23 protein-coding genes and 2 tRNA genes are annotated in these 22901 nt (G+C 55.3%); 11 read left to right on the forward strand and 14 right to left on the reverse strand.

Annotation, left to right across the window (positions count from 1 at the left end):
- Positions 1–153: 153 nt before the first annotated feature.
- The 5 genes from AUQ42_RS11790 to AUQ42_RS11810 all read left to right on the forward strand — a co-directional run bounded on the left by AUQ42_RS11790 (position 154) and on the right by AUQ42_RS11810 (position 2645).
- On the forward strand, positions 154–1305 hold the full coding sequence (locus tag AUQ42_RS11790; protein WP_231856752.1) for an acetoin utilization protein AcuC: 1152 nt from the start codon (positions 154–156) through the stop codon (positions 1303–1305).
- Positions 1302–1748, forward strand: a complete 447-nt coding sequence (locus AUQ42_RS11795; protein ID WP_068519285.1) for a DUF192 domain-containing protein — start codon at positions 1302–1304, stop codon at positions 1746–1748. Before AUQ42_RS11790 ends, AUQ42_RS11795 begins: the two co-directional genes overlap by 4 nt.
- 158 nt (positions 1749–1906) lie before the next feature.
- A tRNA-Pro gene (locus tag AUQ42_RS11800) sits at positions 1907–1983 on the forward strand.
- Between the two features lie 144 nt (positions 1984–2127).
- Entirely contained in the window at positions 2128–2421 is a 294-nt protein-coding gene (locus AUQ42_RS11805; protein ID WP_068519286.1) for an ETC complex I subunit, read from the forward strand.
- Positions 2422–2568: 147 nt separating this feature from the next.
- Positions 2569–2645: transfer RNA gene (locus AUQ42_RS11810), tRNA-Arg, on the forward strand.
- Between the two features lie 90 nt (positions 2646–2735).
- Here the strand turns inward: AUQ42_RS11810 and AUQ42_RS11815 are convergent.
- From AUQ42_RS11815 to AUQ42_RS11835, 5 genes are read right to left on the reverse strand one after another with little or no spacing between them, the layout of a single operon-like run.
- Positions 2736–3614 (reverse strand): MurR/RpiR family transcriptional regulator, encoded by an 879-nt coding sequence (locus tag AUQ42_RS11815; RefSeq protein WP_068519287.1) that lies wholly within the window; start codon positions 3612–3614, stop codon positions 2736–2738.
- 47 nt (positions 3615–3661) lie between these two features.
- Complete coding sequence (locus AUQ42_RS11820) at positions 3662–4741, reverse strand: ABC transporter substrate-binding protein (RefSeq protein WP_197460840.1); 1080 nt, start codon at positions 4739–4741, stop codon at positions 3662–3664.
- A gap of 10 nt (positions 4742–4751) precedes the next feature.
- Entirely contained in the window at positions 4752–5816 is a 1065-nt protein-coding gene (locus AUQ42_RS11825) for an iron ABC transporter permease (protein ID WP_068519288.1), read from the reverse strand.
- The gene (locus AUQ42_RS11830; RefSeq protein WP_197460841.1) at positions 5813–6826 is read right to left on the reverse strand and encodes an iron ABC transporter permease; all 1014 of its coding nucleotides are present in this window, start codon (positions 6824–6826) and stop codon (positions 5813–5815) included. Before AUQ42_RS11830 ends, AUQ42_RS11825 begins: the two co-directional genes overlap by 4 nt.
- Entirely contained in the window at positions 6823–7692 is an 870-nt protein-coding gene (locus tag AUQ42_RS11835) for an ABC transporter ATP-binding protein (protein WP_068519290.1), read from the reverse strand. The genes AUQ42_RS11830 and AUQ42_RS11835 overlap by 4 nt, the downstream gene beginning before the upstream one ends.
- 279 nt (positions 7693–7971) lie before the next feature.
- Here AUQ42_RS11835 and AUQ42_RS11840 point away from each other — a divergent pair, with 279 nt between their 5' ends.
- Positions 7972–10197: a TonB-dependent siderophore receptor gene (locus AUQ42_RS11840; RefSeq protein ID WP_197460842.1), complete on the forward strand. Its 2226-nt coding sequence runs from the start codon at positions 7972–7974 to the stop codon at positions 10195–10197.
- A 184-nt stretch (positions 10198–10381) separates the two neighbouring features.
- On the forward strand, positions 10382–11731 hold the full coding sequence (locus AUQ42_RS11845) for a hypothetical protein (protein WP_156480879.1): 1350 nt from the start codon (positions 10382–10384) through the stop codon (positions 11729–11731).
- Between the two features lie 71 nt (positions 11732–11802).
- Here the strand turns inward: AUQ42_RS11845 and AUQ42_RS11850 are convergent, their stop codons facing one another.
- The 4 genes from AUQ42_RS11850 to hisI form a co-directional block, all read right to left on the reverse strand.
- Positions 11803–12471 carry a YitT family protein gene (locus AUQ42_RS11850; protein ID WP_336107334.1) on the reverse strand — a complete coding sequence of 223 codons (669 nt, stop codon included), beginning with the start codon at positions 12469–12471 and terminating at the stop codon, positions 11803–11805.
- A gap of 205 nt (positions 12472–12676) precedes the next feature.
- Entirely contained in the window at positions 12677–13507 is an 831-nt protein-coding gene (locus tag AUQ42_RS11855) for an aldo/keto reductase (RefSeq protein WP_068519293.1), read from the reverse strand.
- Between the two features lie 337 nt (positions 13508–13844).
- Positions 13845–15008, reverse strand: coding sequence for a GTP-binding protein (locus AUQ42_RS11860; protein WP_068519294.1), 1164 nt, complete (start codon positions 15006–15008; stop codon positions 13845–13847).
- A 24-nt stretch (positions 15009–15032) separates the two neighbouring features.
- Positions 15033–15431 (reverse strand): phosphoribosyl-AMP cyclohydrolase, encoded by a 399-nt coding sequence (gene hisI, locus AUQ42_RS11865; protein WP_068519295.1) that lies wholly within the window; start codon positions 15429–15431, stop codon positions 15033–15035.
- Positions 15432–15584: 153 nt separating this feature from the next.
- On the opposite strand from hisI, the gene AUQ42_RS11870 reads away from it, so the two are divergent.
- From AUQ42_RS11870 to AUQ42_RS11880, 3 genes are read left to right on the forward strand one after another with little or no spacing between them, the layout of a single operon-like run.
- Positions 15585–16061 carry a Fur family transcriptional regulator gene (locus AUQ42_RS11870; RefSeq protein ID WP_068519296.1) on the forward strand — a complete coding sequence of 159 codons (477 nt, stop codon included), beginning with the start codon at positions 15585–15587 and terminating at the stop codon, positions 16059–16061.
- Positions 16042–16890, forward strand: a complete 849-nt coding sequence (gene znuC, locus AUQ42_RS11875) for a zinc ABC transporter ATP-binding protein ZnuC (RefSeq protein ID WP_068519297.1) — start codon at positions 16042–16044, stop codon at positions 16888–16890. Before AUQ42_RS11870 ends, znuC begins: the two co-directional genes overlap by 20 nt.
- Positions 16887–17684, forward strand: a complete 798-nt coding sequence (locus AUQ42_RS11880; RefSeq protein ID WP_170310146.1) for a metal ABC transporter permease — start codon at positions 16887–16889, stop codon at positions 17682–17684. The genes znuC and AUQ42_RS11880 overlap by 4 nt, the downstream gene beginning before the upstream one ends.
- An 81-nt stretch (positions 17685–17765) precedes the next feature.
- Here AUQ42_RS11880 and metC read toward each other — a convergent pair whose 3' ends face one another.
- Positions 17766–18950, reverse strand: a complete 1185-nt coding sequence (gene metC / locus AUQ42_RS11885) for a cystathionine beta-lyase (RefSeq protein WP_068519298.1) — start codon at positions 18948–18950, stop codon at positions 17766–17768.
- 210 nt (positions 18951–19160) lie between these two features.
- On the opposite strand from metC, the gene AUQ42_RS11890 reads away from it, so the two are divergent.
- The gene (locus AUQ42_RS11890) at positions 19161–20117 is read left to right on the forward strand and encodes a threonine/serine dehydratase (RefSeq protein WP_068519409.1); all 957 of its coding nucleotides are present in this window, start codon (positions 19161–19163) and stop codon (positions 20115–20117) included.
- Between the two features lie 196 nt (positions 20118–20313).
- On the opposite strand, the gene rpmF is transcribed toward AUQ42_RS11890, so the two are convergent.
- The 4 genes from rpmF to AUQ42_RS11910 all read right to left on the reverse strand — a co-directional run bounded on the left by rpmF (position 20314) and on the right by AUQ42_RS11910 (position 22696).
- Complete coding sequence (gene rpmF / locus AUQ42_RS11895) at positions 20314–20493, reverse strand: 50S ribosomal protein L32 (protein WP_007090029.1); 180 nt, start codon at positions 20491–20493, stop codon at positions 20314–20316.
- A gap of 41 nt (positions 20494–20534) precedes the next feature.
- Positions 20535–21221, reverse strand: coding sequence for a GNAT family N-acetyltransferase (locus tag AUQ42_RS11900; protein WP_068519299.1), 687 nt, complete (start codon positions 21219–21221; stop codon positions 20535–20537).
- Positions 21218–21748 carry a GNAT family N-acetyltransferase gene (locus AUQ42_RS11905; protein WP_068519300.1) on the reverse strand — a complete coding sequence of 177 codons (531 nt, stop codon included), beginning with the start codon at positions 21746–21748 and terminating at the stop codon, positions 21218–21220. The genes AUQ42_RS11900 and AUQ42_RS11905 overlap by 4 nt, the downstream gene beginning before the upstream one ends.
- A gap of 78 nt (positions 21749–21826) precedes the next feature.
- On the reverse strand, positions 21827–22696 hold the full coding sequence (locus tag AUQ42_RS11910; protein ID WP_068519301.1) for a sulfurtransferase: 870 nt from the start codon (positions 22694–22696) through the stop codon (positions 21827–21829).
- Positions 22697–22901 lie beyond the last annotated feature (205 nt).

Below are 22901 nucleotides of genomic sequence, written 5' to 3' on the forward strand. Positions count from 1 at the left end.
GTCCGTCAAGTTTTGTGACAATTTGTGTCAGGCGGTGCGCGCGATAAACAACGATGATCGATGTGTCAGATCGCTGTAATCAGCCCTTGCAGAATGGCGTGAATGCACGCAATGCTGTGGGGATCCTGCCGTTGAAATTGACTGACATCTGTTGTGACCATCTTACCCGAAACCCTTCCTGATTATCGTCGGGGTGACATAACCCCGCGCATGATTGCCGCCGAAATTTACCGCGGGTCCAGTTACGGGCCGAAACATCCATTGGCGATCCCGCGGGTGTCGCTGGTGGTTGATATGGTGCATGCGCTGGGCTGGGTGGATGAAAGCACCTATTTGACGGGGCCGGTGGCAACCCCCGATCAACTGGCGAGGTTTCATGACCCGGAATATGTCGATGCCGTCATGCAGGCCGAACGTGACCAGTCCCTTCCCGAGGAGATTATGGTCCGGTTTGGTCTGGGTAAAAATGGCAATCCGATCTATCCGGAAATTTTCCGGCGTCCGGCGACTGCGGCCGGATCATCGATCCTGGCGGCGCAATTGATTGCCGATGGCGGCATCATCCATCATCCGGCCGGGGGGACGCACCACGGGTTGCGCGACCGGGCATCGGGATTTTGTTACTTCAACGACCCGGTTCTGGGGATTTATGCGCTTCTCGATTCGGGGCTGGATCGGGTGTTGTATGTTGATATTGACGCCCATCACGGGGATGGCGTGCAATATGCCTTTGCCGAAGACGACCGGGTTCTGACCGTTTCCATGCATCAGGAAGATTTATGGCCCAAGACCGGCACGATTGATGACGTGGCCGGGGGCATGGCCCGCAACCTGCCGATGCCGGGCGGGATGAATGACGACGAGATGCGGTTCGTTCTTTTTGAATATTTGATTCCTCTTGCATTAAGTTTTGTACCGCAAGCTATTGTTTTACAATGTGGATGTGATACTCTTGCCGAGGATCCACTTTCAAAACAGCTTTTGGGCAATCAATCGATCTGGGAAGTCGTGGGGGCGATGACCAGATTGGCGCCAAGAAGTCTTGTTCTTGGCGGCGGAGGATATAGTCCATATGGGGTTGCACGCTGTTGGTCCGGGGTGTGGGCGACCATTAACGGGATCGAAATACCACCTGTGTTACCCATCACAGCGGAAAATATCCTGCGTGTCATAAAATGGTCGCATAGTCGTGGCAGACAGCCGGCCAACGAGTTGTTTACAACTTTGGCGGATCCATGGCGGGGCGGCGCAATCCGGGACGAGGTCCGGGAACGCGTCAGAAGACTAAGAGGGTATGGGGTATGAAGTCGTTTATTCAGATGGCTTTGGTGGTGTGCTTTATCAGCGCAGCAGTGGTTGCGGGGCTTAATGCAAAGGCAACCGGATTTGAACGATCGCGCATTCTCGTTGATGGTGAGGTCTATAATGTCGAAATGGCCGTCACCCCGGAAGAACGATCGCGCGGCCTGATGTTCCGCACCGAAATGGCCAGTGATGCCGGGATGCTGTTTGATTTCGGCGGCGCGCGTGACATTTCAATGTGGATGAAGAATACCTTCATTTCGCTTGATATGTTGTTCATTGATGCCAGTGGCACGATTGTCGGCATTGAAAAGCGCACGGTACCGCAATCGGAAACCATCATCCCGTCGCCAAAGCCGGTGCGCTTCGTGCTTGAGCTGAATGGTGGCTCGGCCGACAAGATGGGCTTTGAGGTTGGCGAAAAGGTAGAAGGCCTGCCGCGCTAGGGCGTTGTGGCCAACCCGCCCACAGTCAAAAGATCAATCAGCAATAGCAAGGCCGCAGACCATATCTGCGGCCTTTGGTTTTTGTGCATGTTTTTCGGAAAAAACGCATAATGCGGTCTTGCCCACCCGGCATTATGGTGCTAAATCCACATCCGCGTCGGGGAGTAGCGCAGTCTGGTAGCGTACCTGCTTTGGGAGCAGGGGGTCGCGAGTTCGAATCTCGCCTTCCCGACCATTTCCCTTTTTGTTGTCTGACGGTGATCCAACAGGATTTCCAATTCGCGACAAAAGGTGTAAAAGATGAAGTATTGGCAGGGGTTAGAGAGGCCCGTTAAACTGCCATAACCATCTTATCCCGACGGTCAAGACGAGGGTCCCGATGAAGGTCCGTGTTTATAAACCTGCCAAAAACGCCATGCAGTCCGGTCAGGCTGCGACCAAGCACTGGGTTATGGAATTTGAACCGGGTGCGAAAAAAGTCGCCGATCAGCTGATGGGGTGGATCGGATCAACCGATACCCGTGGCCAGGTCCGCATGTATTTCGATACCCTTGAAGAAGCCCAGGCCTTTGCCGCCAAGCACAAGCTGATCGCCGATATCGAACAGCCCAAGCCGCGCAAGGTCCAGATCAAGTCCTATGCCGACAATTTCGCGTTCAAACGCGTTGTCTGATTGCGGACTGGCTGTTACCGGCTGACCATACCATCGGGGCGGACATCCGCCCCGTTTCGTCTGACAGGGGACGTTAAACCCTGCAAACATGCCGGGCAGGCGACCAATGCCGTGCCCCGGGGGATAAGCAAACCACCCCCACCCAGCGGTCCCTTAGCTCAACTGGATAGAGCAACAGACTTCTAATCTGTAGGTTGCAGGTTCGAGTCCTGCAGGGATCGCCATTTTTTCTTTTTTTATCAGTCTGTTATCCGGATGTTTCGACCTTTCCGTGCCAGCCGCGCGCGTCCGTCGTCGTGACGGCAGCGGCGGTTTTACTTTTTCGGGCGGATGCGGTTGCGGATTTCAACGATGCGTTCAAGTGTGGCAAGCGGCTTGGCCGGATTGGCCGCAGCAAGGCCGATCATCATGGTTTCCAGGCAACACATCATGGGGGCGTGCAGGGCGACCTGATCGCTTTTGGAACGCGGCAGGACGATTGCGGCTTCGGCGATTTTGATCAGCGGGCTTTTGTCAGATGTGACAATCCCGATCAGGGGAACCGACAGGCGTTCGGCCTCGGCAACGGTGGCGCTGGCTTCGCGATGCAGGCGGCCATGACCCAGCATGACAATCACGTCGCCTGGTCCGACCTCGATCAATTGTTCGGCCAATGATATGCCGGTGCGGTTGAGTTCATAGGCGGGATAGCCGCTGCGAGAAAAAAGGCGGGCGGCATAGGATGCGATAATGCCAGATGCCCCAATCCCCGATACACCGATCCGGTTAGCGCCAGACAGCAGTTCGACCGCCTTGCGCATTCCGGCACGGTTGTGGGGCTGGCCCAGTTCGCGCATGGCGTTAAGCTGATCTTCGACCATGAAATCGATGGCGGTATCAGCATCATTGGCAACATCCGATGTTGTCGACGCCATTTTTGCGGTTGGCGAATTGGTGGCGATAAAGAAACCTTCGATGGTTTCCTTAAGATCGCGAAGACCGGTAAAGCCGACAGCCTGAACCGTTCTGATCACCGTGGCATCGGATGTATCGGTGATGTGGGCGATCTCAAGGGCCGATTGTGACAGGGTCGCGCTCAGATTATCGCGGATATATTCGGCAACCAGTTGCATGCTGGGGGACAGGCGGTCTGCGCGGGCATTGATGCGTTCGGCAAAACGATCAACGGGATTTTCAGTGAAATTCTTGGACACGGGCTACTCCCGGTTTGATGAAGGATGCAACAGGCGGTGCACCGCATTCAGGGTTTCGGTGCGTTTTCCGGTGATTTGGTCGCATGACCGGATGGCGGCCGGAACCGGTCGGCAACAATGTGCGACGTGATCAGAGCGGTCATCATCGAAAGCGCGCCATAGGAATTCGAAATCGCGATTTCACGCGACACCAGGACATAGCGGCCATCGCGGCAGGCCCGGAGGAAACGACAGAAATCGGGAAAGATATCGTTCATTGCCCTGATTTCGGCCTTGGCACCATTGTTACGGTCATCGCGGAACGGATCGAATATGTAATCGGCATCAAGATCGGGAAGATATTCCGGGCTGACCTGAAGGCGACCGGAAGGGGTGATATTGTCAATCAGTGCGGGGAACTTGAACCCGGCATCGCGCAGCACCCGCCCCAGTGATCGATAGGTATGATAAATATTGATCTTGCCATTAAGGGGCTGAAGCACACTGACGGTGATGTCCGACGGGTTCAGATTGCGTTTCAGGGCGGCGATATTGGCCTGATAACGGGATTCTAGATATTTCAGGGCATCTTGCCGTCCGGTCAGCTCAGCGAGCTTTTGATACACATGGGGGCCACCCAGCCGCGCGGCATCAAGTGAAACCGTCGGTGCAATCGCTTGAAGCGGTTCGATTGCACTGGCCCGGCCCGGGGCGGTAATGATCAGATCGGGCGCCAGGGCGGTGATGGTTTCAAGATCAATCTCGGTCGATCCGATATAGCGGATGTCGGAATTGTCAAAATCCACCCCGGTCAAAAGCCGGGATGACCGCAAATATGGCGTCCCGTCAAGGCCGATACGCCCGTGACTGGCGATTGGAAAAACGCCAAGTTCAATCAGCGGAATGGTGACATCCACATCATATAGCGAAATGATCCGCGCCGGATGGTCCGGCACCTCGACATCCCGGCCAAGGTCATCGGTGAATGTTTTTGCCTGCACGGTCATGCCCCACAGAAGGACCGCGACGAAGGCGGCAATAGTAGCTGTGACCCGTCGGGATATGAAATGAGGAGACAGGGGGCGCGGGGATATGCGATCGCGCGCAACCGGGTGCTGATTGCATGAAAACACAACGGGTATTGCCATCAAGATCGTCCTAAAGTTCATCGCGGCGTTTCCAAAGCAGGATCAGAAGAACCGGCACACCAATCACGGCAAGAACAATGCCGGCTGGCAGTTGCAGGGGTAAAAACGCAACCCGGCCAATGGTATCGGATGCCAGCAACAACAGCCCGCCGACCAGGGCGCTGGCCGCAAGAACCGATGCCTGGCTGTGGTTGCCAATGACAAGTTTGGTCAGGTGCGGGGCAATCAGGCCGATAAAGCCGATCCCGCCAATGGTCGAGACACATGTTGCCGAAAGCATGGTTGCCGCCAGAAGCTGGATCGCCGATGTCCGGCCAAGCCGTACGCCAAGTCCGGTGGCGGTCTGTGCGCCAAGGGACATGACATCAGCCGACCGTGCGCAGCCCAGAAGCAGCACAAAATTGACAAGCAGAAGTCCCGCTGCGACCGGGACGATATCCCAGGTGGCGGATGCCAGACTGCCGGTAACCCAAAGAAGCAATGGCTGGGCGTCGCTGGCGTCAAGCGACACAAGGATCATGGCCACCAGTGCCGATAAAAACCACGACAGCCCGATACCAATCAGCACAAAGCGCAGGTTCGAGGTCGATCGCGCGATGGCAACCGTCATTGCAGCCACCAGCAAACCACCAATCGTGCCCAGTACCGGATATGAAATGGCGGGCAGGGACGGGCCAAACAGGGTCAGGCACAAAATGACCAGAATGGATCCTTCGCGCACGCCAAGAAGCCCCGGATCCGCAAGACCATTGCGGGTCAGTGACTGCATCGATGCCCCCGAAAGCCCCAGCATCGCCCCGCACAAAACGGCAAGAACAACCCGTGGCAGGCGCAATTCTGTCAATATCGCCTGTGCTGTGGGGGATAATGTCACATCACCGGACATGACGGCGATCAGACCAGCCGGCAGGATATCCTGACTGCCCAGTGTGATTGCCCAGAATACCCCGGCAATCAGCCCCGATGTCGCAAGGAAAAGGATGACGGTGTGCACGATATGCAGGCGCATTTCAAGGCGGCCGATCCTGATCTGGTGATGGCCGGTGGCACGGGGCTGTTTGAATGGCATGGTCATCGCAGCGCCCTTGCCACCAGAATGATAAAGACCGGTGCGCCAACAAAGGCGGTGGCAAGTCCGGTGGGAATTTCGTGGGGCAGCATCACAAGCCGGGCTGCCAGATCGGCAAGGGCCAGCAAGCCCGCACCACCCAATGCGACAAGCGGTACGGATAATCGGTAATCGCTGACAAAGCGGCGGACCAGATTGGGCACAATCAACCCGACAAAGCCGATCGGACCTGCGATTGCGACCGCGATCCCGCAAAACAGGGCGGCGGCAATGATACCGATCAGGCGTACCCGCCGAACGGAAATGCCAAGTCCGGTTGCCACATCATCGCCAAGTGCCAGCGCGTTCAGGCAACTTGAAACATAAAGCGCGGCGATCACGGCTGGCACCAGCAACCAAGAAGACGCCCAAAGGGTATCCATCCGGGCCCCGGCCAGATCCCCGACCATCCAAAGACGCACCTGATCAAGGGTGTCATCATCAAGTATAAGAATGGCCGATGTCACTGCCGATGCCAGCGCGGAAAAGGCAATCCCGCAAAAGGTGACCTTAAGCAACGTCATGCCCGATTTCCCGGCAGAGGCAAAAACAATCGTCGCCAGAAACAGCAAACCGCCACCGGTCGCGGCAATCAACGGGCGGGCAATGCCGTCGGTGGCAAGGCCCATTGGGGCCGCTGTTGCCACAACAACCGCAAGTGTCGCCCCGGCATTCAGTCCCAGAATATGGGGTTCACCCAACGGGTTGCGCAAAAGCCCCTGTAACAACAGACCCGACAGGCCAAGACACGCACCGGTGGTCAGGGCCGCGACAAGTCGCGGCATGCGAATGGTTTGAAGAACGCGGTGATCAAAACTGCCGGCATCAAAACCGTTTGCAAGGCCAAGCAGGCTGTCCAGCCCGATCAGACGCGGCCCGACCATAAGATAAAGTGTCGAAATCAGGACCAGCAGGGTGGCAAAGCCAAGAATCGGACGCGATGCCACATGTACCCCCGACAGCCGTTCCGTTCTCACGGTGCACATCCGGCCGGGGCGGCATTTGATGGTGATGCGGATGGCAAAGGGGACTTGCCAGCGTTATGGCGCGGAATGAATACCGGAATGCCGGAATCCGGATCCACCAGCCGGATGACGTCGGTGGAAAAAACATCTGAAATCAGGTTGGCTGAACAGGATTTCGGATCATCGATTGTGCAATGTATTTTACCGTCTTTAAGGAAAATCAGGTGATCGGCATATTGCATGGCAAAGTTAAGGTCATGCAGAACGGTGACGATTGTCCGGCCGTGGCTGCGACACAATTCCGCGATCAGTTTCATGACATCGACCTGATAACGCAGATCAAGATAGGTTGTCGGTTCATCAAGCAGGATGATGTCGGTTTCCTGTGCCAGTGCCATGGCGATAAAGCACCGCTGGCGCTGACCACCGGACAAGGCATTGACCGGTGTTTGAGCAAAGCTTGCGGTGTCGGTGATTTCCATCGCGTGATGGACGGCCTTTTCGTCGGCATTGCTCCATTGCCGGAAAAGCCCCTGATGGGGGTAACGGCCGCGCGACACCAGATCATAGACATTAAGGCTTTCGGGCAGGACCGGGCTTTGCGGCAGAATGCCCAGTTTGCGGGCGACATCACGCGTGGGCAGGGTATGGATATCCTTGCCGGCAAGGTAAACCGTGCCCTTTGCCGGGGACATCAGACGCGACAAAGTCGAAAGCAATGTCGACTTGCCAGAACCGTTTGGCCCGACCAGAACCGTGAGCCGGTTTTGCGGAATGGACAATGATATATCGTGCAAAACCGGTGTTTCGCGGAATGCAGCATGCAGTTTTTCTGCTGCCAATGGGGCAACATCGCGTGATGGAGCGTCTTTGATCATCGGGTGAGTCTTTGCGATTCCGCAGATTCCAAAAGCAAATGAGAAACATTTGCGACTGTAGTAGTCAAGAAACCAACGGTTATATTTTTTCACTTTTTATCGAAAACAGGGGTGATTTAGCGGTTTTCGACCGGTGTTTGATGGCATAAAAAGGTCGGAAACAGGCCGGTTTTGTGGCAATCGGTGAAACTAGGGTTTGACTACTACATAAATGACAATGATAACCACTCTCAAAGTAATTAAGAATAATTATTAACTGGAATTGTGAGTGTGGTTAGAATGAAGGTGCAACATTGTAAATTCGGGGCCTTGTTGCTGGCGTCGGTATCGATAAGCGGGGTGATGGTCAACCATGCCCGTGCCGCGGGCGAACAAGAAGCCGGCAGCCAGATCCAGCAGGTCGCGCAAGCGCAACCAACCCAAAAGCAGTCAACCGACGAGACTGCAACAGCGGTAACGACCCAGCCGGTCACCGTGACAGCAAGCCAGCGAAGCGGGGATGGCGAGGATGCGGTTGACGGTTATCAGCCGGTCAGCACATCGGTTGCGACCCGGACCAAAACCCCGTTGATTGATGTGCCGCGGGTGGTCAATGTCGTCGGATCGCAGGTTATCGAAGATCAGGATGCGCGCAGCCTTGATGATGTTCTGGCCAATGTCAGCGGGGTGACGCAGACCAATACGCTTGGCGCGACGCAGGATGCGATCATTCGCCGCGGATTTGGATCGAACCGTGACGATTCCATTCTGGTGAACGGTCTTAAGGTTGCCACACCGCGCAGCTTCAACATCACGACCGATCATGTCGAAGTGGTCAAGGGGCCGGCATCGACATTGTATGGCATTCTTGATCCGGGCGGGATGATCAATATCGTCACCAAGAAACCGCAATCCGAATTCGGTGGCGAGGTGAATACAAGCCTGACCAGTTTTGGCGGCGGCAATGCCGGGTTCGATGTGACCGGACCGCTGGTGGAAGACGGATCCCTGTCATTCCGGTTGCTTGGCGATTACGAGAAAACCGATTACTGGCGCAATTTCGGGGAAACCGAACGCCAGCAAATCGCACCGTCCCTTCGCTGGGAAGGCGATGAAACCGACATTACGCTAAGTTACTTCCACGAAAAATACAGTGTGCCGTTCGACCGCGGGACCATCTTTGATCTCAATACCGGCAAGGCGGTCAATGTTGATCCGGAAATTCGCTTTGACGAGCCCTATAACGTGACCAAGGGCAAGACCGATATGGTCCAGTTCGAAGTCAATCAGGATCTTGGCGATGCGTGGGAACTTGGCTTTGATTACAGCTTCAGCCGTAACAAATATGCCGACAACCAGGCGCGTGTGCGGTCCTATAATGCCAGCACCGGCGATGTGACCCGGCGCGCCGATGCGACACAGGATTCAACCCTGATCAAGCATTCCGTGCGTGCCGATCTGACTGGCGAGGTCGAACTGGCGGGGTTGAAGAACGAGCTGCTGTTTGGCACGTCCTATGATTACAGCGATACGCTGCGTACGGATATGATCCGGTGTAGCAACGTCACCAATTTCAATATCTATAATCCGGTCTATGGCAATCTGGATGAATGTACGAACGTTTCGGCCAGCGACAGTGACCAGACCGAAACATTGTCGACCGTTTCGGCCTATGCGCGCGATGCCCTTCATCTGAATGACCAGTGGATCCTGGTTGGTGGGTTGCGTGTGCAATATTACGACATTCTGGCGGGCAAGGGACGGCCGTTTGTGACCAATACCGAACGTTATGGTCAGGAACTGATCCCCAATGGCGGTCTGGTGTATAAGGCAACGCCGCAACTGTCGCTTTATACCAATGTTGCCAAGACCTTCCGTCCGCAATCCTCGATCGGCAGCTATGTCGGCAATATTGCCCCGGAAGAAGGTATTTCCTATGAAGTCGGCACGAAATACCAGGTCGCCAATGGTCTGACGACCAACATCGCGCTTTATACCAGCGAGAAAAACAACGTCGCCTATTCCGAAGATGTCGGTGGCGAAACCGTGGTCAAGGCGGCGGGAACCGTGCGTTCGCGCGGGCTTGAAATTGACGTGGCCGGGGCGCTTACCGAAAATCTCGACATTATTGCAAGCTATGGCTTTACCGATGCACGGGTGACAAAGGATCCCGAACTCAAGGGCAAGCGTCTTGCCAATGTGGCCCGCCATACCGGGTCGCTGTTCCTGGCCTATGATTTCGGGACTGCGGTGCCCGGTGCCAGCAACTTCCGGGCGGGCGGTGGTGTCCGTGCGGTCGGTGATCGTCCGGGGACCAACACCAATACCTATGATCTTCCGGCTTATGCGGTTGCGGACATGTTTGCGTCCTACACGATTGATGCCAGCAACCCGATCACCTTCCAGCTCAATCTGAAAAATATCTTTGACGAGGTGTATTACACCTCCTCGATCGGCACCAACAATCTGGGCAACCAGATCGGGGAGCCGTTCCAGGCAATCCTGAGTGCCAAAGTCGAATTCTGACATTCGCACGCAAAAATCAGATTTCCAAAACGGGGCGTTCGCGCCCCGTTTTTTCGTTGGGCATCGGTTAAGTCTTATCCCCGGGGCAGCTTGAAGTTGCAAAAGCGTAAACAATCATGGGTTGATTTATGTGGTTGTTATATTCATTATTTTTTGCGGCGATAATGCATCTGGGGGACTTGAAATGCGCGGGGTTGGATTACTGACTTTACTGCTGCTTGCAGGATGTGCGGGCGTACCGGCTGGCAACCAGTCCCCGGTGCAGGGCGCAGGCGCGCCAGGTGCTGAGACGCAACAGGTTGCAGGTGGTGGCCAAGGTAACGGAGGGCAACAGCAACCGGCAGCAGGCGGGAACGGGGATGTCGGTTCGCGTGCCGCGGCCAGTAACGTTTTGAACGTAACACCCCACATTCTTGTCGAACGCCAGAGTTCCGGTGCGACGATCGGTTTTTGGGACGATACTTATACCCGGGTGCGAGTAACAGCCGTTGCATTGGGAAGCGGTGGTGGAACCGGTTCCGCGGCGTCGGTTGTGAATCGCGACTATGACGAGGAGCGTCGAAATGCGATTGCGCGTTTCTTTGTCGGTAAGACCCTGTCGGCAAATCTGACCTTCCGCGTTGATATTGCCGGAGAACGACCAGCCTATTCGGCGGTTATTCCGGTGGTCGCAATGTCACATACCAGCAACAGTGAAGTTGGCGAGGCATGGTCAACCGATATTTATGGTCAGTCGGTCAATAAGCTTGTGCGTATCCGGGCCGGGTCACGCGTCAGCATTGCGGTCGAACTGGCACGATCCAGAAGTGCCGACAGCCAGATTGTTCAAAGTGCTTTGAATGTTGCGCGCGAGGCAACAAAGGTCATTTCACCTGAATCCGATCTTTTGACCACCTTCACCAAGAATTCGGTCGACAAGGAAGCGCAGATTTGGGACAGCGCCCTTGGAAAACTGTTTTCGCTTAGTCTGAGTGAAAAAGTCCTGTCTGACAGTTTGCTTCAGGAGTTCTCGCCAGACATGCCGATTGTCTCGGTCAAGTTGAGGTTGCCCAAAGACCTTGATAGCAATGGCCTCAGAGACGCACTGGATGTCGGGGAATGGCATGTGTCGCTTGATTGTCCGACCCGTTCGCTTTTCATTGCCGCAAAAAGAGTAACCACGGGCAATAACAAGGTTTCCTGTCAGGAGCAGGTCGAAAGCCTGCCGACGGATTTCAAATTGGCGCCGGAGCGTGTGCTGAACTATCCGTTATCTGAAAACAGCACGATTTACAGCTATTTGCTGGCGTCAACAGAGTTCAGCACAAGATTGCAGGATGTTGCCGCCGCCAGTGGGGCAGAACTTCCGACCCAGGCGAAAAAATTGTGCTCGGTGGTTCTCGATGCCGGAGAGGCACTTGGACTGACGCGGATCGACAGCAATCTTTTGCTTTGGGCTGTTGCCCAACGGTTGCCGATTGCGTCCAAGGCAACAGACGTTCAAACAGCCTGTGCCGACAGTCGTCAAACAATTCGTGAATTGATCACGCCGTAGTCTTAAGCCCAACGGTCAACCCAACAGTAAGCAGGTCTTGGAAGCGCTTGGAGACGCTTGGAGGCAGCCGATTACCGTGCCGCCAAATACCGCCCCGGGCGATGGTTGAGCGCGATAATCAGGTTAAGGACCACTGCGCCCAGGATTGAAAGCAGGACCTTGTCAAAGGGCAGGGTCAGGAACGCGATAACCAGGATCACCATATCGACGGCAAGCTGGAAGTAACCGGCGCGGATGCCGAAATGTTCCTGCAGATACAGGGCGAGGATATTGATCCCGCCAAGCCCCGCACGGTGGCGAAACAGCATGAGCAGGCCAATCCCCATCAGCGCGCCGCCAGAGATTGCCGCATAGACCGGGTTGAGCATCTGAAAATCAACCAGCATCGGGGTCAGTTTTGAAAAACCCGATACAAGGCCGACGGCGATAAAGGTTTTGAGCGTGAAGGCAATGCCCATGCGCTTGAATGCCAGCCAATAGAAGGGCAGGTTGATCACAAAGAAAATCAGGCCAAAGGACAGCCCCGTCGCGTGTTCGATCAAAAGCGCCGCCCCGGCGGTACTGCCGGTAACCAGAACGCTTTCGCTATAAAGCGTCACGCCAAGCGATACCACCATTGTGCCAAGCAGCAAAGCCAGCACATCTTCGTAAAGACGATGGGAAATATCGTCCTTCTTCGACGGCGCCTGTGTGGCGGTGGATACGTTGGTATCGGTCATGGATGCGTTGGTTTGGGCCATGTCGGACAACAGTCTTTTGTCTGATGAATGGGAGCAATTTACGCTTTTCGCATGTGCGAAACAAGCTGGCGTTGCAATGCAATGTCAATTCGCCCGTTTTTGATATTGCCGTGCAGGCCAACGCAAAAGACCGGCCCGAAAGGAGCCGGTCTTGGCAAAATCTTGCGCGTTATTGTGCGGAATGGTCCGCGCAACAGCGTCCCGATCAGGCGGCTTCGTCCCATTTCGGGGCAAAGGACGGGTCAATCATGCGGCCGTCGGGTTTTGACAGATTGTTGATTGCCGCCATGTCTTCATCGGACAATTCAAAATCAAAGATATTGAAATTGGCGGCGGCATTTTTCGGAGAGCCCGATTTCGGGATCGCCATGACACTGTCTTGCTGCATCAACCAGCGCAAGGTGACCTGAATGCCGGATTTGCCGTATTTCGCACCGATATCCTTAAGCACCGGATCATGCAAAACCGTCCCGCGTGCAATCGGGCAATAGGCGGTCAGCAGCATGTCATGCGAACGCAGGTTTTCAAGCACCCGGGACTGATCAAGATAGGGGTGATATTCGACCTGGTTGACCGTCAGCGGAATGTTGCTGAGCGACACGGCCTTGTCGATCAGAGCCGTCGGGAAGTTTGAAATCCCGATCAGGCGCGTCATGCCAAGGTTTTTGACTTCGTTAAGGGCGGCCAGCGTTTCGGAAAGCGGGACTTCGTCGGTCGGCCAGTGCAAAAGCAGAAGATCGACATGGTCAAGATCAAGCTTGCGCAGGCTTTCAACGACCGACGTTTGCAAATCACCGCTTTGGAACTTGTCGTACCAGACCTTGGTGGTCAGGAAATAGTCATCGCGCGCAAGACCCGATGCCTTAAGACCGCGACCAACGCCTTCTTCATTATGATACATCTGGGCGGTATCAAAATGGCGATAGCCGATTTTGGCGGCCTCTGCGACCATTGTGGCCGCGTCATCATTATTGAGTTCGTATGTCCCAAATCCGAGGGCCGGAATTTCGATACCCTGCCAGTTCCGGTAAATCATGATGTGTTACCCCCTCTGTGTTTGATTGTTGTAATTGTGGCTGCTGTCATCGTCCTGTTCAAATGACGATCAGGTGTCAATTATGCGCTAACATGCGCCAGATTTAGTGCAATGCAACCAAACCGCAACCTGTACGGTTGGATGAAGTGCGCTGTTCAATGGGGAAGGACGTGCGACAGATGTCTTTGTGTCAAAAGACATTTTTGAAAAGAAAAAGGGCGACCGGGTATGTCGGGTCGCCCGAAGTTCAGGACTTAGAGTGAGGCTGTATCAAGCCAAGATCCAATCTGCACCGGAAACGGTTCGATATCCTTGATATGGCTCAAACCGGATCAACTTATGATGTCGGTGCTGTGTTCCCGGTTTCGCTGACCGCCGCATTGAGGTGATAAAGGGACTCCCGAATGACCTGGGGACCGAGATCCTTGGTGATGAAAACGATTTTTGATCGATGGTCATCACTGGGCCAGGCCGGAAGCGATGCGGGCGGATGGAAAACATGCTGGACGGCGTGAATGGCGACCGGGGCGTCTTCACCGACAAGGTTCAGGATGCCCTTGACGCGCAAAAGGCTTTCGCCGCGCATCTGGGTAAAAATCTCGGCCCAGGTGACAAAGGCATCCCAATGCAGCGGTTCGTCAAAGGTGATGCAGAATGACTGAATGTGGTCGTCATGGCGGTTCACATCGTGGTCGTGATTGTGGTCGTGACTGTGGCCGTGATGATCGTGACCGTGGTCATGTGCATCATCGCGGGAATGGCTGTGATCGTGGCTGTGATCGTGGCGGTCATGGGCCTCATCCCCGTGATGGTCATAGGCCTCGTCACGCAGCCATTTTTGCACATCCATGCTTTTGGTTTCGGGATCATAAAGGCCGGCATTGAACAGTTTGGATACCGCGATATCGCCATTGATCACCTGATAGATCGGGGCGGCGGGGTTCAGGGCACGCAGGCGGGCTTCAAGGGCGGTGCGCGTCGTATCATCGGCCAGATCGGATTTGGTCATCAGGATACGGTCGGCGACTGCGGCCTGTTTGACGCTTTCGGGGTGCTGGTCAAGCTGCCCGGACCCATGGATGGCATCCACGGTGGTCACAACGCTATCAAGACGGAACTTGGTGGTCAGCAGCGGATCGGTCATCAGCGTATGAAGGATCGGTGCCGGGTCGGCAAGCCCCGTGGTTTCAATGATCACCCGGTCAAAGGCCGGGATTTCACCGCGCGTGCGTTTGACAAACAGATCGCGCAGACCCGAAATCAGATCGCCGCGCACCGAACAGCAAATGCAGCCGGAATTCAGCAACACCACATCTTCGGAGACTTCGCGCACCAAAAGGTGATCAAGCCCGATTTCGCCAAATTCATTGATCAGGACGGCTGTACTGTCCATGCCGTCCTGGGTCAGAAGGGCATTCAGAAGGGTGGTCTTGCCGCTACCCAGAAAGCCGGTAATGACGGTGGTGGCAATGCGTTCAAACTGTTCGTCGGAAATGGCCATGTCGTATATGTCTTGTTTTCTGTCTTATTTCTTGCCGTACAATTCATCGACCGAGACTTCCGGTTCGGAAATCACGACTTCCTGTCCATCGCGGGCGGCGAAATAAAAACAGTTGCGACGTCCCGTGTGGCAGGCAACGCCAAGCTGGTCGACCTGTACCAAGACGGTGTCCTGATCGCAGTCATAGCGGAAATCGACAAGTTTCTGCACCTGGCCGGAGCTTTCACCCTTGCGCCAGAGCTTGCCGCGCGATCGCGAGAAATAGCATACCCGACCGGTTTCAAGGGTTTCAAGCACCGCATCACGGTTCATCCAGGCCATCATCAGGACTTCACCCGTGTCATGCTGCTGGGCGATTGCCGGGATCAGGCCGTTTTCATTGAATTTGAGTTTATCGGCAATTTGCGGGTTGGCAGCCGTCATGGGGATGCTCCGGTCGATGAAGGTTGACTTTTTATGTTCGGCACGTCAGAAAATGATATATTATAACATTTCATCAGATGCCATGGCTTTTTGGCGCTTTTGGGAAATCAATTGGATCAAAAGCGTTCAGCCAGCGAGACGAGATATCCAGATATGAGCGATCTTTTCCCGAAAAAGGGCCACGATCACGACAGATGTGTGCATAGCGCACTTGCGCAGGCCGAAAAAGTCTGTGATGCGGAAAATGCACGCTTTACCGATATGCGCCGCAAGGTCTTTACCCTGATCTGGCAGTCGCACAAGGCCGTGACGGCTTATGAGCTACTTGATGCGCTGACTGCCGAAGGGCAGCGCGTGCAGCCGCCAACGGTCTATCGGGCGCTGGAATTCCTGACCGAACTTGGTCTGGTGCATCGGATTGAATCGCTTAATGCCTATTTCGGCTGTGATCGGCCCGATTGTGAACATCTGGGGCAGTATTTCATCTGTACCGATTGTGGCCGTGTGGCCGAGGCCGTGAATGAAGACATGAGCAATGCCGTGCGCAAGGCCGCACGTGGTGTAGGGTTCACCATCGAAGCAACCACGGTCGAGATCAAGGGGCTGTGCCATGACTGCGCCACTCATTGAGGGGCGGGGGCTTACCCTGTCATTCGGGGGCGAGCGGGTTCTCGATCAGGTATCAATCTCCATCCGTGCAGGCGAAATCATTACCCTGATCGGGCCAAATGGTGCGGGCAAATCGACATTGGTCAAAACATTGCTGGGCTTGCAAAAGCCCGATAGCGGTGATGTCATCCGCAAACCGGGCCTTCGGGTGGGTTATGTTCCTCAGAAGCTTGCAATTGATCAGGTTTTACCGCTGACAGTGAAGCGTTTTCTGACCCTGACCCGGTCGGCAAGCCGTTCAGATTGTGAACAGGTCCTGGCACAGGTCGGTGCCAGCCATGTGATTGATGCGCAAATGAGCAGCCTTTCCGGTGGCGAGGCGCAGCGTGTGATGCTGGCGCGGACCCTTTTGCTGCGTCCTGAATTGCTGGTACTTGATGAACCGACGCAGGGTGTCGATGTCAGCGGGCAGGCCGATTTGTATCGTCTGATTGATGAAATCCGCCGCGAACTTGATTGCGCGGTTCTGATGATTTCGCATGATTTGCATCTGGTGATGGCCAAAACCGATCAGGTGGTCTGTTTTAACCGTCATGTCTGTTGTTCGGGGCAGCCCGAAACCGTGCGCCAGCATCCGGAATACCGGTCGCTGTTTGGTGTGCGCGAAGCCGATGCAATCGGTATCTATACCCATGAACATGATCATGAACATGATCTTTCCGGACATGTTGTTGGCGGATGCGGGCATGACCATTCGCATGACCATTCCCATCACCATCACGACGACCATCGACACCACCACCATCATGGCGATGCACATGCGCACAAAGAGGCAGACACAGCAAAATGATCGATGATTTCCTTTTGCGGGCCATTGTTGGCGGGGTTCTTCTGGCCTGTGTTTGCGGTCCGTTCGGGGCGTTTATCGTCTGGCGGCGCATGGCGTTCTTTGGCGATATGCTGGCCCATTCGGCGTTGCTCGGGGTTGCGCTTGGCCTTCTGATCGGGGTGGATGTGCGGCTTGGCATGATTGCTACCTGTCTTGCCAGTGCACTGCTTCTGGCCTATGGACAGCGGCAATCAAAGATCGGCAGTGACACGGTTCTGGGCATGCTGGCCCATTCGACATTGGCGCTGGGCATGGTGGCGCTGGCCTTTGTCCAGGGTGTTGCCGTCGATATCATGGCCTATCTGTTTGGCGATATCCTTGCCATTACCATGGGCGATATCTGGCTTATGGCCGGTGGCGGGGCATTTGCCATTGCCGGTCTGATCTGGATGTGGCGGCCGTTGCTGGCATTGACAGTCAGTCCCGAAATTGCCGCGGCCGAAAGCATTCCGGTCGAACGGCTGCGCCTGATTTTCATGTTGCTGATGGCGCTTGTCATCGGTTTGGCGATCAAGATTGTCGGGGTGTTGCTGATCACGGCCCTTCTGATTGTCCCGGCCGCCAGTGCGCGGTTCTTTGCCAGAACACCGGAACAGATGGCGATTGGAGCGGCATTGTTTGGTACGGGTGCGGTTCTGGCGGGGATTGCCATGTCATGGCATGTGGATACGCCTGCGGGGCCCAGCATCGTTATTTCAGCGGCAGGTTTATTTGTGATCAGTTCAATCGTGATGATGGGGTTGCGGCGTTCCTGAAATGCCATACCCGACAGAATTGGTTTTAAAGAAAACGGCGCGGAAGTTACCGCGCCGTTTGTTGTTTGGGGCAAACTTGCTTCAGGCGGATTTCAAGCGTTCGAACCCGGCTTCAAGATCGGCAATCAGATCATCAGGATCTTCCAGACCGATATGAAGGCGGATCAGTTGGCCGTCTTCGTCCCATTTGGTGGCGGTGCGGATTTTGGTCGGGTCCGATGGCAGGATCAGGCTTTCAAATCCGCCCCAGCTAAAGCCCATGCCAAACAGTTCCATATGATCGACCATATTGGCCAGTTGCGGCTTGGAAACCGGTTTCATCACAAAGGAAAACAGGCCGCAGGCGCCCGAAAAGTCGCGTTTCCAGATGGCATAGCCCGGATCATCGGGCAGGGCCGGGTGCAGAACGCGTTTGACTTCGGGGCGTGACTGCAACCAGTTGGCGACTTTAAGACCGCTTTGATGATGCTGTTTCATGCGCACCCCAAGGGTGCGAAGACCGCGCTGTGCCAGATAGCAGTCATCAGGGCCAATCGCGTCACCGGAAATGATGATCTGTTTTTTGATGGTCAGAAGGTCTTCTTCGGTGGCGGTCGTAATGGTGCCCATCATGACATCCGAATGACCGACGATATATTTGGTGCCGGCCTGAACCGAAACATCGACCCCCAGTTCAAACGGACGGCACAGGATCGGAGACGCCCAGGTGTTATCAAGCAGCACCTTGACGCCGCGCGCATGAGCGGCATCGGCAATCGCCGGAATGTCCTGCATCTCGAAAGTCAGGGAGCCGGGGCTTTCACACCAGACAAGCGCGGTATTGTCGCGGATCAGACCGGCAATATCCGCCCCGATGGTCGGGTCATAATATTCGGTTTCAACCCCGAACTTCTTAAGGAAGGTATTGCACAGATTGCGAGTCGGATAATAGGTGCTGTCAGTGACCAGAATATGATCGCCCGGTTTGACAAAGGCCAAAATCGAATTGGTGATGGCCGCAACACCCGATGACACACAAAGCGTGCCAAAGCCGCCTTCGAGTTCGGCAACCGCTTCTTCGAGCAGGAAGCGGGTCGGGGTGCCGTGACGGCCATAGGTGACTTTGCCCGGTGCAGACGCACCTGCCTTTTCCAGTTCGGCAAGGCTGTCAAACAGGATGGTCGATGCGTGCAATACAGGCGGGTTGACCACGCCGTGATACTGACTGGACCGGCGTCCGGCGTGAACCAGTCGGGTTGCCGTTTTTTTGGGGCTTTTGGCGGACATTGGTGGTGCATCTCCTTGATCGTCTGTCTGGCACATGGTCGTTTCATGCCGCTTTATTAGGGTTAAGACAAACCATCTTGGCGGGCGTCCTTCAAGGATTTTTGCGCAAAAGTCATTGTGAAATCAGTGATCCGGGTTATTTCTGTCAAATGCCCTGTTCGGGAAATCCTTCTGCCGGGGCATCAAATAACGATTTCAAATGGGGGCCCCGTGATCGATCTTCAGGATTTCCGTGCTGCGCGCCGCGCAATTTCAGATCATATGCGTTTGACGCCGGTTTTCGCGGCCGGAAGCTTTGCCGACAATGCGGCTTTTGGCGGTGTTAAACATATGCCGGAGCTGTTCCTGAAGCTTGAAAACATGCAGGTCACCGGTTCTTTCAAGGCGCGTGGCGCCATGAATGCGGCACTCGCCCTTGATGCCGAAAAAAGATCGGTCGGACTTTGTACGGCATCGGGTGGTAATCATGGCATGGGGGTGATCCATGCGGCGCGGACCCTTGGTGTGCCGGTCAAAATCTTTTTGCCAACCAATACCCCGAAGCCGAAAGTCGAAAAGCTGCGTGCACAGGGCGTTGATGTTGCCCTGATCGGGGCGGTCTGGGATGACGCCAACCGGGCCGCAATGGATCATGCGCGTGAAAGCGGCATGGCCTATATCCATCCCTTTGCCGATCCCAAGGTAATTGCAGGGCAGGGCACCATCGCGCTGGAGCTTCTCGAGCAGCAACCTGATCTTGATACGCTAGTTGTCGCAATTGGCGGCGGCGGGCTGATTTCCGGTGTGGCAACGGCGGCGCGCCTGTTGCGGCCATCGATCCGGGTGATCGGGGTGGAACCCACCGGGGCTGCCACCCTGTTTGAAAGCATCAAGGCCAACGAAGTCGTGACCTTGCCAAGCGTGAACACAGCGGCCACCAGTCTGGCGCCGCGTCAGTCATCGGCACTGAATATCGACCTGATTGGCAAGAATGTCGATCGCATCGCCCTTGTCAGTGACGAGGAAATGCAAAAGGCGGCAAGCTGGCTTTGGAAGGATTTGGGGATCGCAGTCGAACTTTCGGCTGCTGCCGGGATTGCCGCGATCATGACGGACCGTCTGGGGGTGGATGATCCGGGCAGGGTTGGTGTGATCATCTGTGGCACCGGAACCGACGGCATCAAATAGGGCGAAATCGCCATAGGCTGATCATGCGACGGGCAGGGTGTATCCTTGCGCGTTTTTGTTTGTGTGTTGGGCAAATAAAAAGGGATGAAACCGTTGGGCTTCATCCCTTTTTAAACCAGACGCCATCTGAAATCAGGTGGCGCGGAATTTTGTAGCGTCGCAAACCGCCAAAGAGCAGGAGCTCTCCGGGACGGAATTACATCTTCGGCTCGACCACCTGACGACCACGGTACATACCGGTGTTCGGGTCAATGTGGTGCGGGCGATGCAGTTCGCCGGTCTCTTTGTCTTCGCGGTACGAGCCCTTGGCGAGCTTGTCATGCGAGCGACGCATGCCCTGACGGGACTTGGTCACTTTTTTCTTTGGCACTGCCATGGGTCATCATCCTCTGGCTTGGGTAAACTCAGGCGCGCTTGTTACCTTGCGCGGTCGGGAAAGTCAACGACCAAAGTTCCAGAATCTGCATTATTTGCATTTTCCGGCCCACTTCCGGTATCAGGCGCGTCACCACCAGATTGGCCATCACGATCAACATGATGATCAATATGCGGGATCAGCCCGACATCGCGCGGATCGTCAACAATATCCGTTCGCTGGTCGTATACAACAAAGCCTGCCTTTTGGTAAGCCCCCAATGCACTTGGATGATCAAGTGTGCAGGTATTTACGATAATCCGCGATGGTTTGAGGCTCCAGGCCGTGTCAATCGCCCAGTCCAGCAAGTATTTGCCAAAGCCTTTGCCGATGAATTCCGGGATCAGGCCCATATAATGAAGGTCAATGACCCCGTCATTTTCAAGGCCGGTCAGATCAAGCTCGCAATAGCCGGCCGGCACACCGGCGACATACAGCACATACACATGGGTATGCGGGCTTGCCAGGATCGGGGCCAGTTCATCATCGCTCATCAGGCGGCGTTGCCACCACAACCACGGTTCACCGACCGTATTATAAAGGTAGCGGTAAAATGACAATGTGGGGTCTTCGGCCCGGATGACCGCGACCTTGCCCGGCGGGATGATTGCCGGCGGGCGGTCAGGCGGGCTTTGCATTTCAAGGAAGCTTACAACAACTTCCAGCTTGCGCGGATTGGATGGGGTCATTGGTCTAAACTCTTGCGCATGATCATGTTTTGACTGTTGTCCGTTGTTTCCGGACGGGTGGCGTTGTCATGCCAGTCATAGCCGAGTTTGGCGTAAAAATCACCCGCTGTGGCATTTTCGATGGTGACGCGGACTTCTGACAGGCCGCTGGCGCGCAGGATATCTTCGGCCAGGGTGACAAGTTCGCGCCCGATGCCAAGATTCTGCGCATCCGCTGCAATGGCCAGATAATGGATCCAGCCATGAAATTCATCATGACCGGTCATCATGGTGGCGATGATCTGGCGGGTTGACGGGTGGCGGGCGATGATCAGACTGCCATGATCGGCATTGATGCAGTTCTCGATATCTTGCCTGGCGTCGCGAATGGCAGGGATCAGGCCGGTTGCAATCCACAATGTGGTAATTGCGGCGATATCGTCGCGGGTCGGGGATTTAAGCTGCTCAAGAATGATGCCTGCTTCGTCACCGGGTGTTTTCCGATCGGGGTCAGGAAAACCGGAACCAAATTGTGACGCAGCAGGCATATCAAACTCTCGATGCTTTAAATCTCGATACTTTAAATATGTGATCAACCCGACTGGTCGGGTTTGACCGGGCTGCAATCATGCAGGGCCAGTGGCAACCGGGCTGTCTTCGGTGGTGGCCCATTGCGCCCAGGAGCCGTCAAATACCGCGACCTGTTTGTTGGCAGCAATATAGGCACCCATGGCAAGAACGCAGGCGGTGACACCCGATCCGCAGGTGGTAACGATCGGCTTTTCCAGATCAACACCGGCATCTTCGAAGGCAGCGCGGATTTCGGCGGCATCCTTAAAGGTGCCATCCGCATTCAACAGCACATTGAAGGGCAGGTTGAAGGAGCCCGGAACATGGCCCGATTTGCCCCACGGGTCGGCAACTTCGCCGCGGAACCGTTCGCCCGCACGGGCATCGACAAGCTGTTCACGCTTTGTCGTGACGTTTGACATCACCTGATCAATTTCACGCAACAGGAAGCTGTTGGCGCGTGCGGTAAAATGACGTTCGCGCGGCGGCGTTGGTGCATCGGTCACGGGATGGCCTTCGGCCAGCCATTTCGGCAGGCCGCCATCCAGAACAACCACGTCATTATGGCCAAAGTGACGCAGCATCCACCAGGCCCGGCAAGCAGCAAGGGCAGAACCGGTTTGACCGTAAATAACGATCCGCACGCCGTCGCCAAGGCCAAGTTTGCGGACCTTGGCCGAAAACTTGATGGCATCAGGCATCATGTGCGGCAGTGGTGCACTGTCGTCAGCGGCAATTTCATCAATATCAAAAAAGACGGCGCCTGGAATGTGTTGGGCGTCATAAATTTCGCGGGCATTTTTATTGTCGGCTGGCATGTACCAGCTTGCATCCACGACGCGCACATCTGGTGCGTCGAGGTGATCCGCCAGCCACTGGGTGGAAACCAGGGCGTCAGCCACATGGGCGGAAAGTGGGTTATTCATGGACAAGCTCCGGTTGGCAATGTGGTGGGTATTGCACGATCCCGGTTGGTCCCGGGATCATTATGTTATGGGGTCCTGATGGTCTTTTGTGACTTCTTGTCGTTAAAATTCTAATGGCAAATTTGTAATGGCAGGAATGGCAACTGGCAACCGGCAGTCCTGCACCTTGGCGTGATTTTCGCCAAACTGTTGCCCTGATGCGCTC

The sequence above is a fragment of the Thalassospira sp. MCCC 1A02491 genome (assembly GCF_001613785.1).
Classification (GTDB): Bacteria; Pseudomonadota; Alphaproteobacteria; order Rhodospirillales; family Thalassospiraceae; genus Thalassospira; species Thalassospira povalilytica.

Excerpts from the sequence above, each read along its gene's own strand:
- AUQ42_RS11795 (WP_068519285.1), top strand. The coding sequence starts at position 1,302 with ATGAAGTCGTTTATTCAGATGGCTTTGGTGGTGTGCTTTATCAGCGCA.
- AUQ42_RS11805 (WP_068519286.1), top strand. The coding sequence starts at position 2,128 with ATGAAGGTCCGTGTTTATAAACCTGCCAAAAACGCCATGCAGTCCGGT.
- AUQ42_RS11820 (WP_197460840.1), bottom strand. The coding sequence starts at position 4,741 with ATGGCAATACCCGTTGTGTTTTCATGCAATCAGCACCCGGTTGCGCGC.
- AUQ42_RS11825 (WP_068519288.1), bottom strand. The coding sequence starts at position 5,816 with ATGACCATGCCATTCAAACAGCCCCGTGCCACCGGCCATCACCAGATC.
- AUQ42_RS11835 (WP_068519290.1), bottom strand. The coding sequence starts at position 7,692 with ATGATCAAAGACGCTCCATCACGCGATGTTGCCCCATTGGCAGCAGAA.
- AUQ42_RS11840 (WP_197460842.1), top strand. The coding sequence starts at position 7,972 with ATGAAGGTGCAACATTGTAAATTCGGGGCCTTGTTGCTGGCGTCGGTA.
- AUQ42_RS11845 (WP_156480879.1), top strand. The coding sequence starts at position 10,382 with ATGCGCGGGGTTGGATTACTGACTTTACTGCTGCTTGCAGGATGTGCG.
- AUQ42_RS11850 (WP_336107334.1), bottom strand. The coding sequence starts at position 12,471 with ATGGCCCAAACCAACGCATCCATGACCGATACCAACGTATCCACCGCC.
- AUQ42_RS11855 (WP_068519293.1), bottom strand. The coding sequence starts at position 13,507 with ATGATTTACCGGAACTGGCAGGGTATCGAAATTCCGGCCCTCGGATTT.
- AUQ42_RS11860 (WP_068519294.1), bottom strand. The coding sequence starts at position 15,008 with ATGGCCATTTCCGACGAACAGTTTGAACGCATTGCCACCACCGTCATT.
- hisI (WP_068519295.1), bottom strand. The coding sequence starts at position 15,431 with ATGACGGCTGCCAACCCGCAAATTGCCGATAAACTCAAATTCAATGAA.
- AUQ42_RS11870 (WP_068519296.1), top strand. The coding sequence starts at position 15,585 with ATGAGCGATCTTTTCCCGAAAAAGGGCCACGATCACGACAGATGTGTG.
- znuC (WP_068519297.1), top strand. The coding sequence starts at position 16,042 with ATGACTGCGCCACTCATTGAGGGGCGGGGGCTTACCCTGTCATTCGGG.
- AUQ42_RS11880 (WP_170310146.1), top strand. The coding sequence starts at position 16,887 with ATGATCGATGATTTCCTTTTGCGGGCCATTGTTGGCGGGGTTCTTCTG.
- metC (WP_068519298.1), bottom strand. The coding sequence starts at position 18,950 with ATGTCCGCCAAAAGCCCCAAAAAAACGGCAACCCGACTGGTTCACGCC.
- rpmF (WP_007090029.1), bottom strand. The coding sequence starts at position 20,493 with ATGGCAGTGCCAAAGAAAAAAGTGACCAAGTCCCGTCAGGGCATGCGT.
- AUQ42_RS11900 (WP_068519299.1), bottom strand. The coding sequence starts at position 21,221 with ATGACCCCATCCAATCCGCGCAAGCTGGAAGTTGTTGTAAGCTTCCTT.
- AUQ42_RS11905 (WP_068519300.1), bottom strand. The coding sequence starts at position 21,748 with ATGCCTGCTGCGTCACAATTTGGTTCCGGTTTTCCTGACCCCGATCGG.
- AUQ42_RS11910 (WP_068519301.1), bottom strand. The coding sequence starts at position 22,696 with ATGAATAACCCACTTTCCGCCCATGTGGCTGACGCCCTGGTTTCCACC.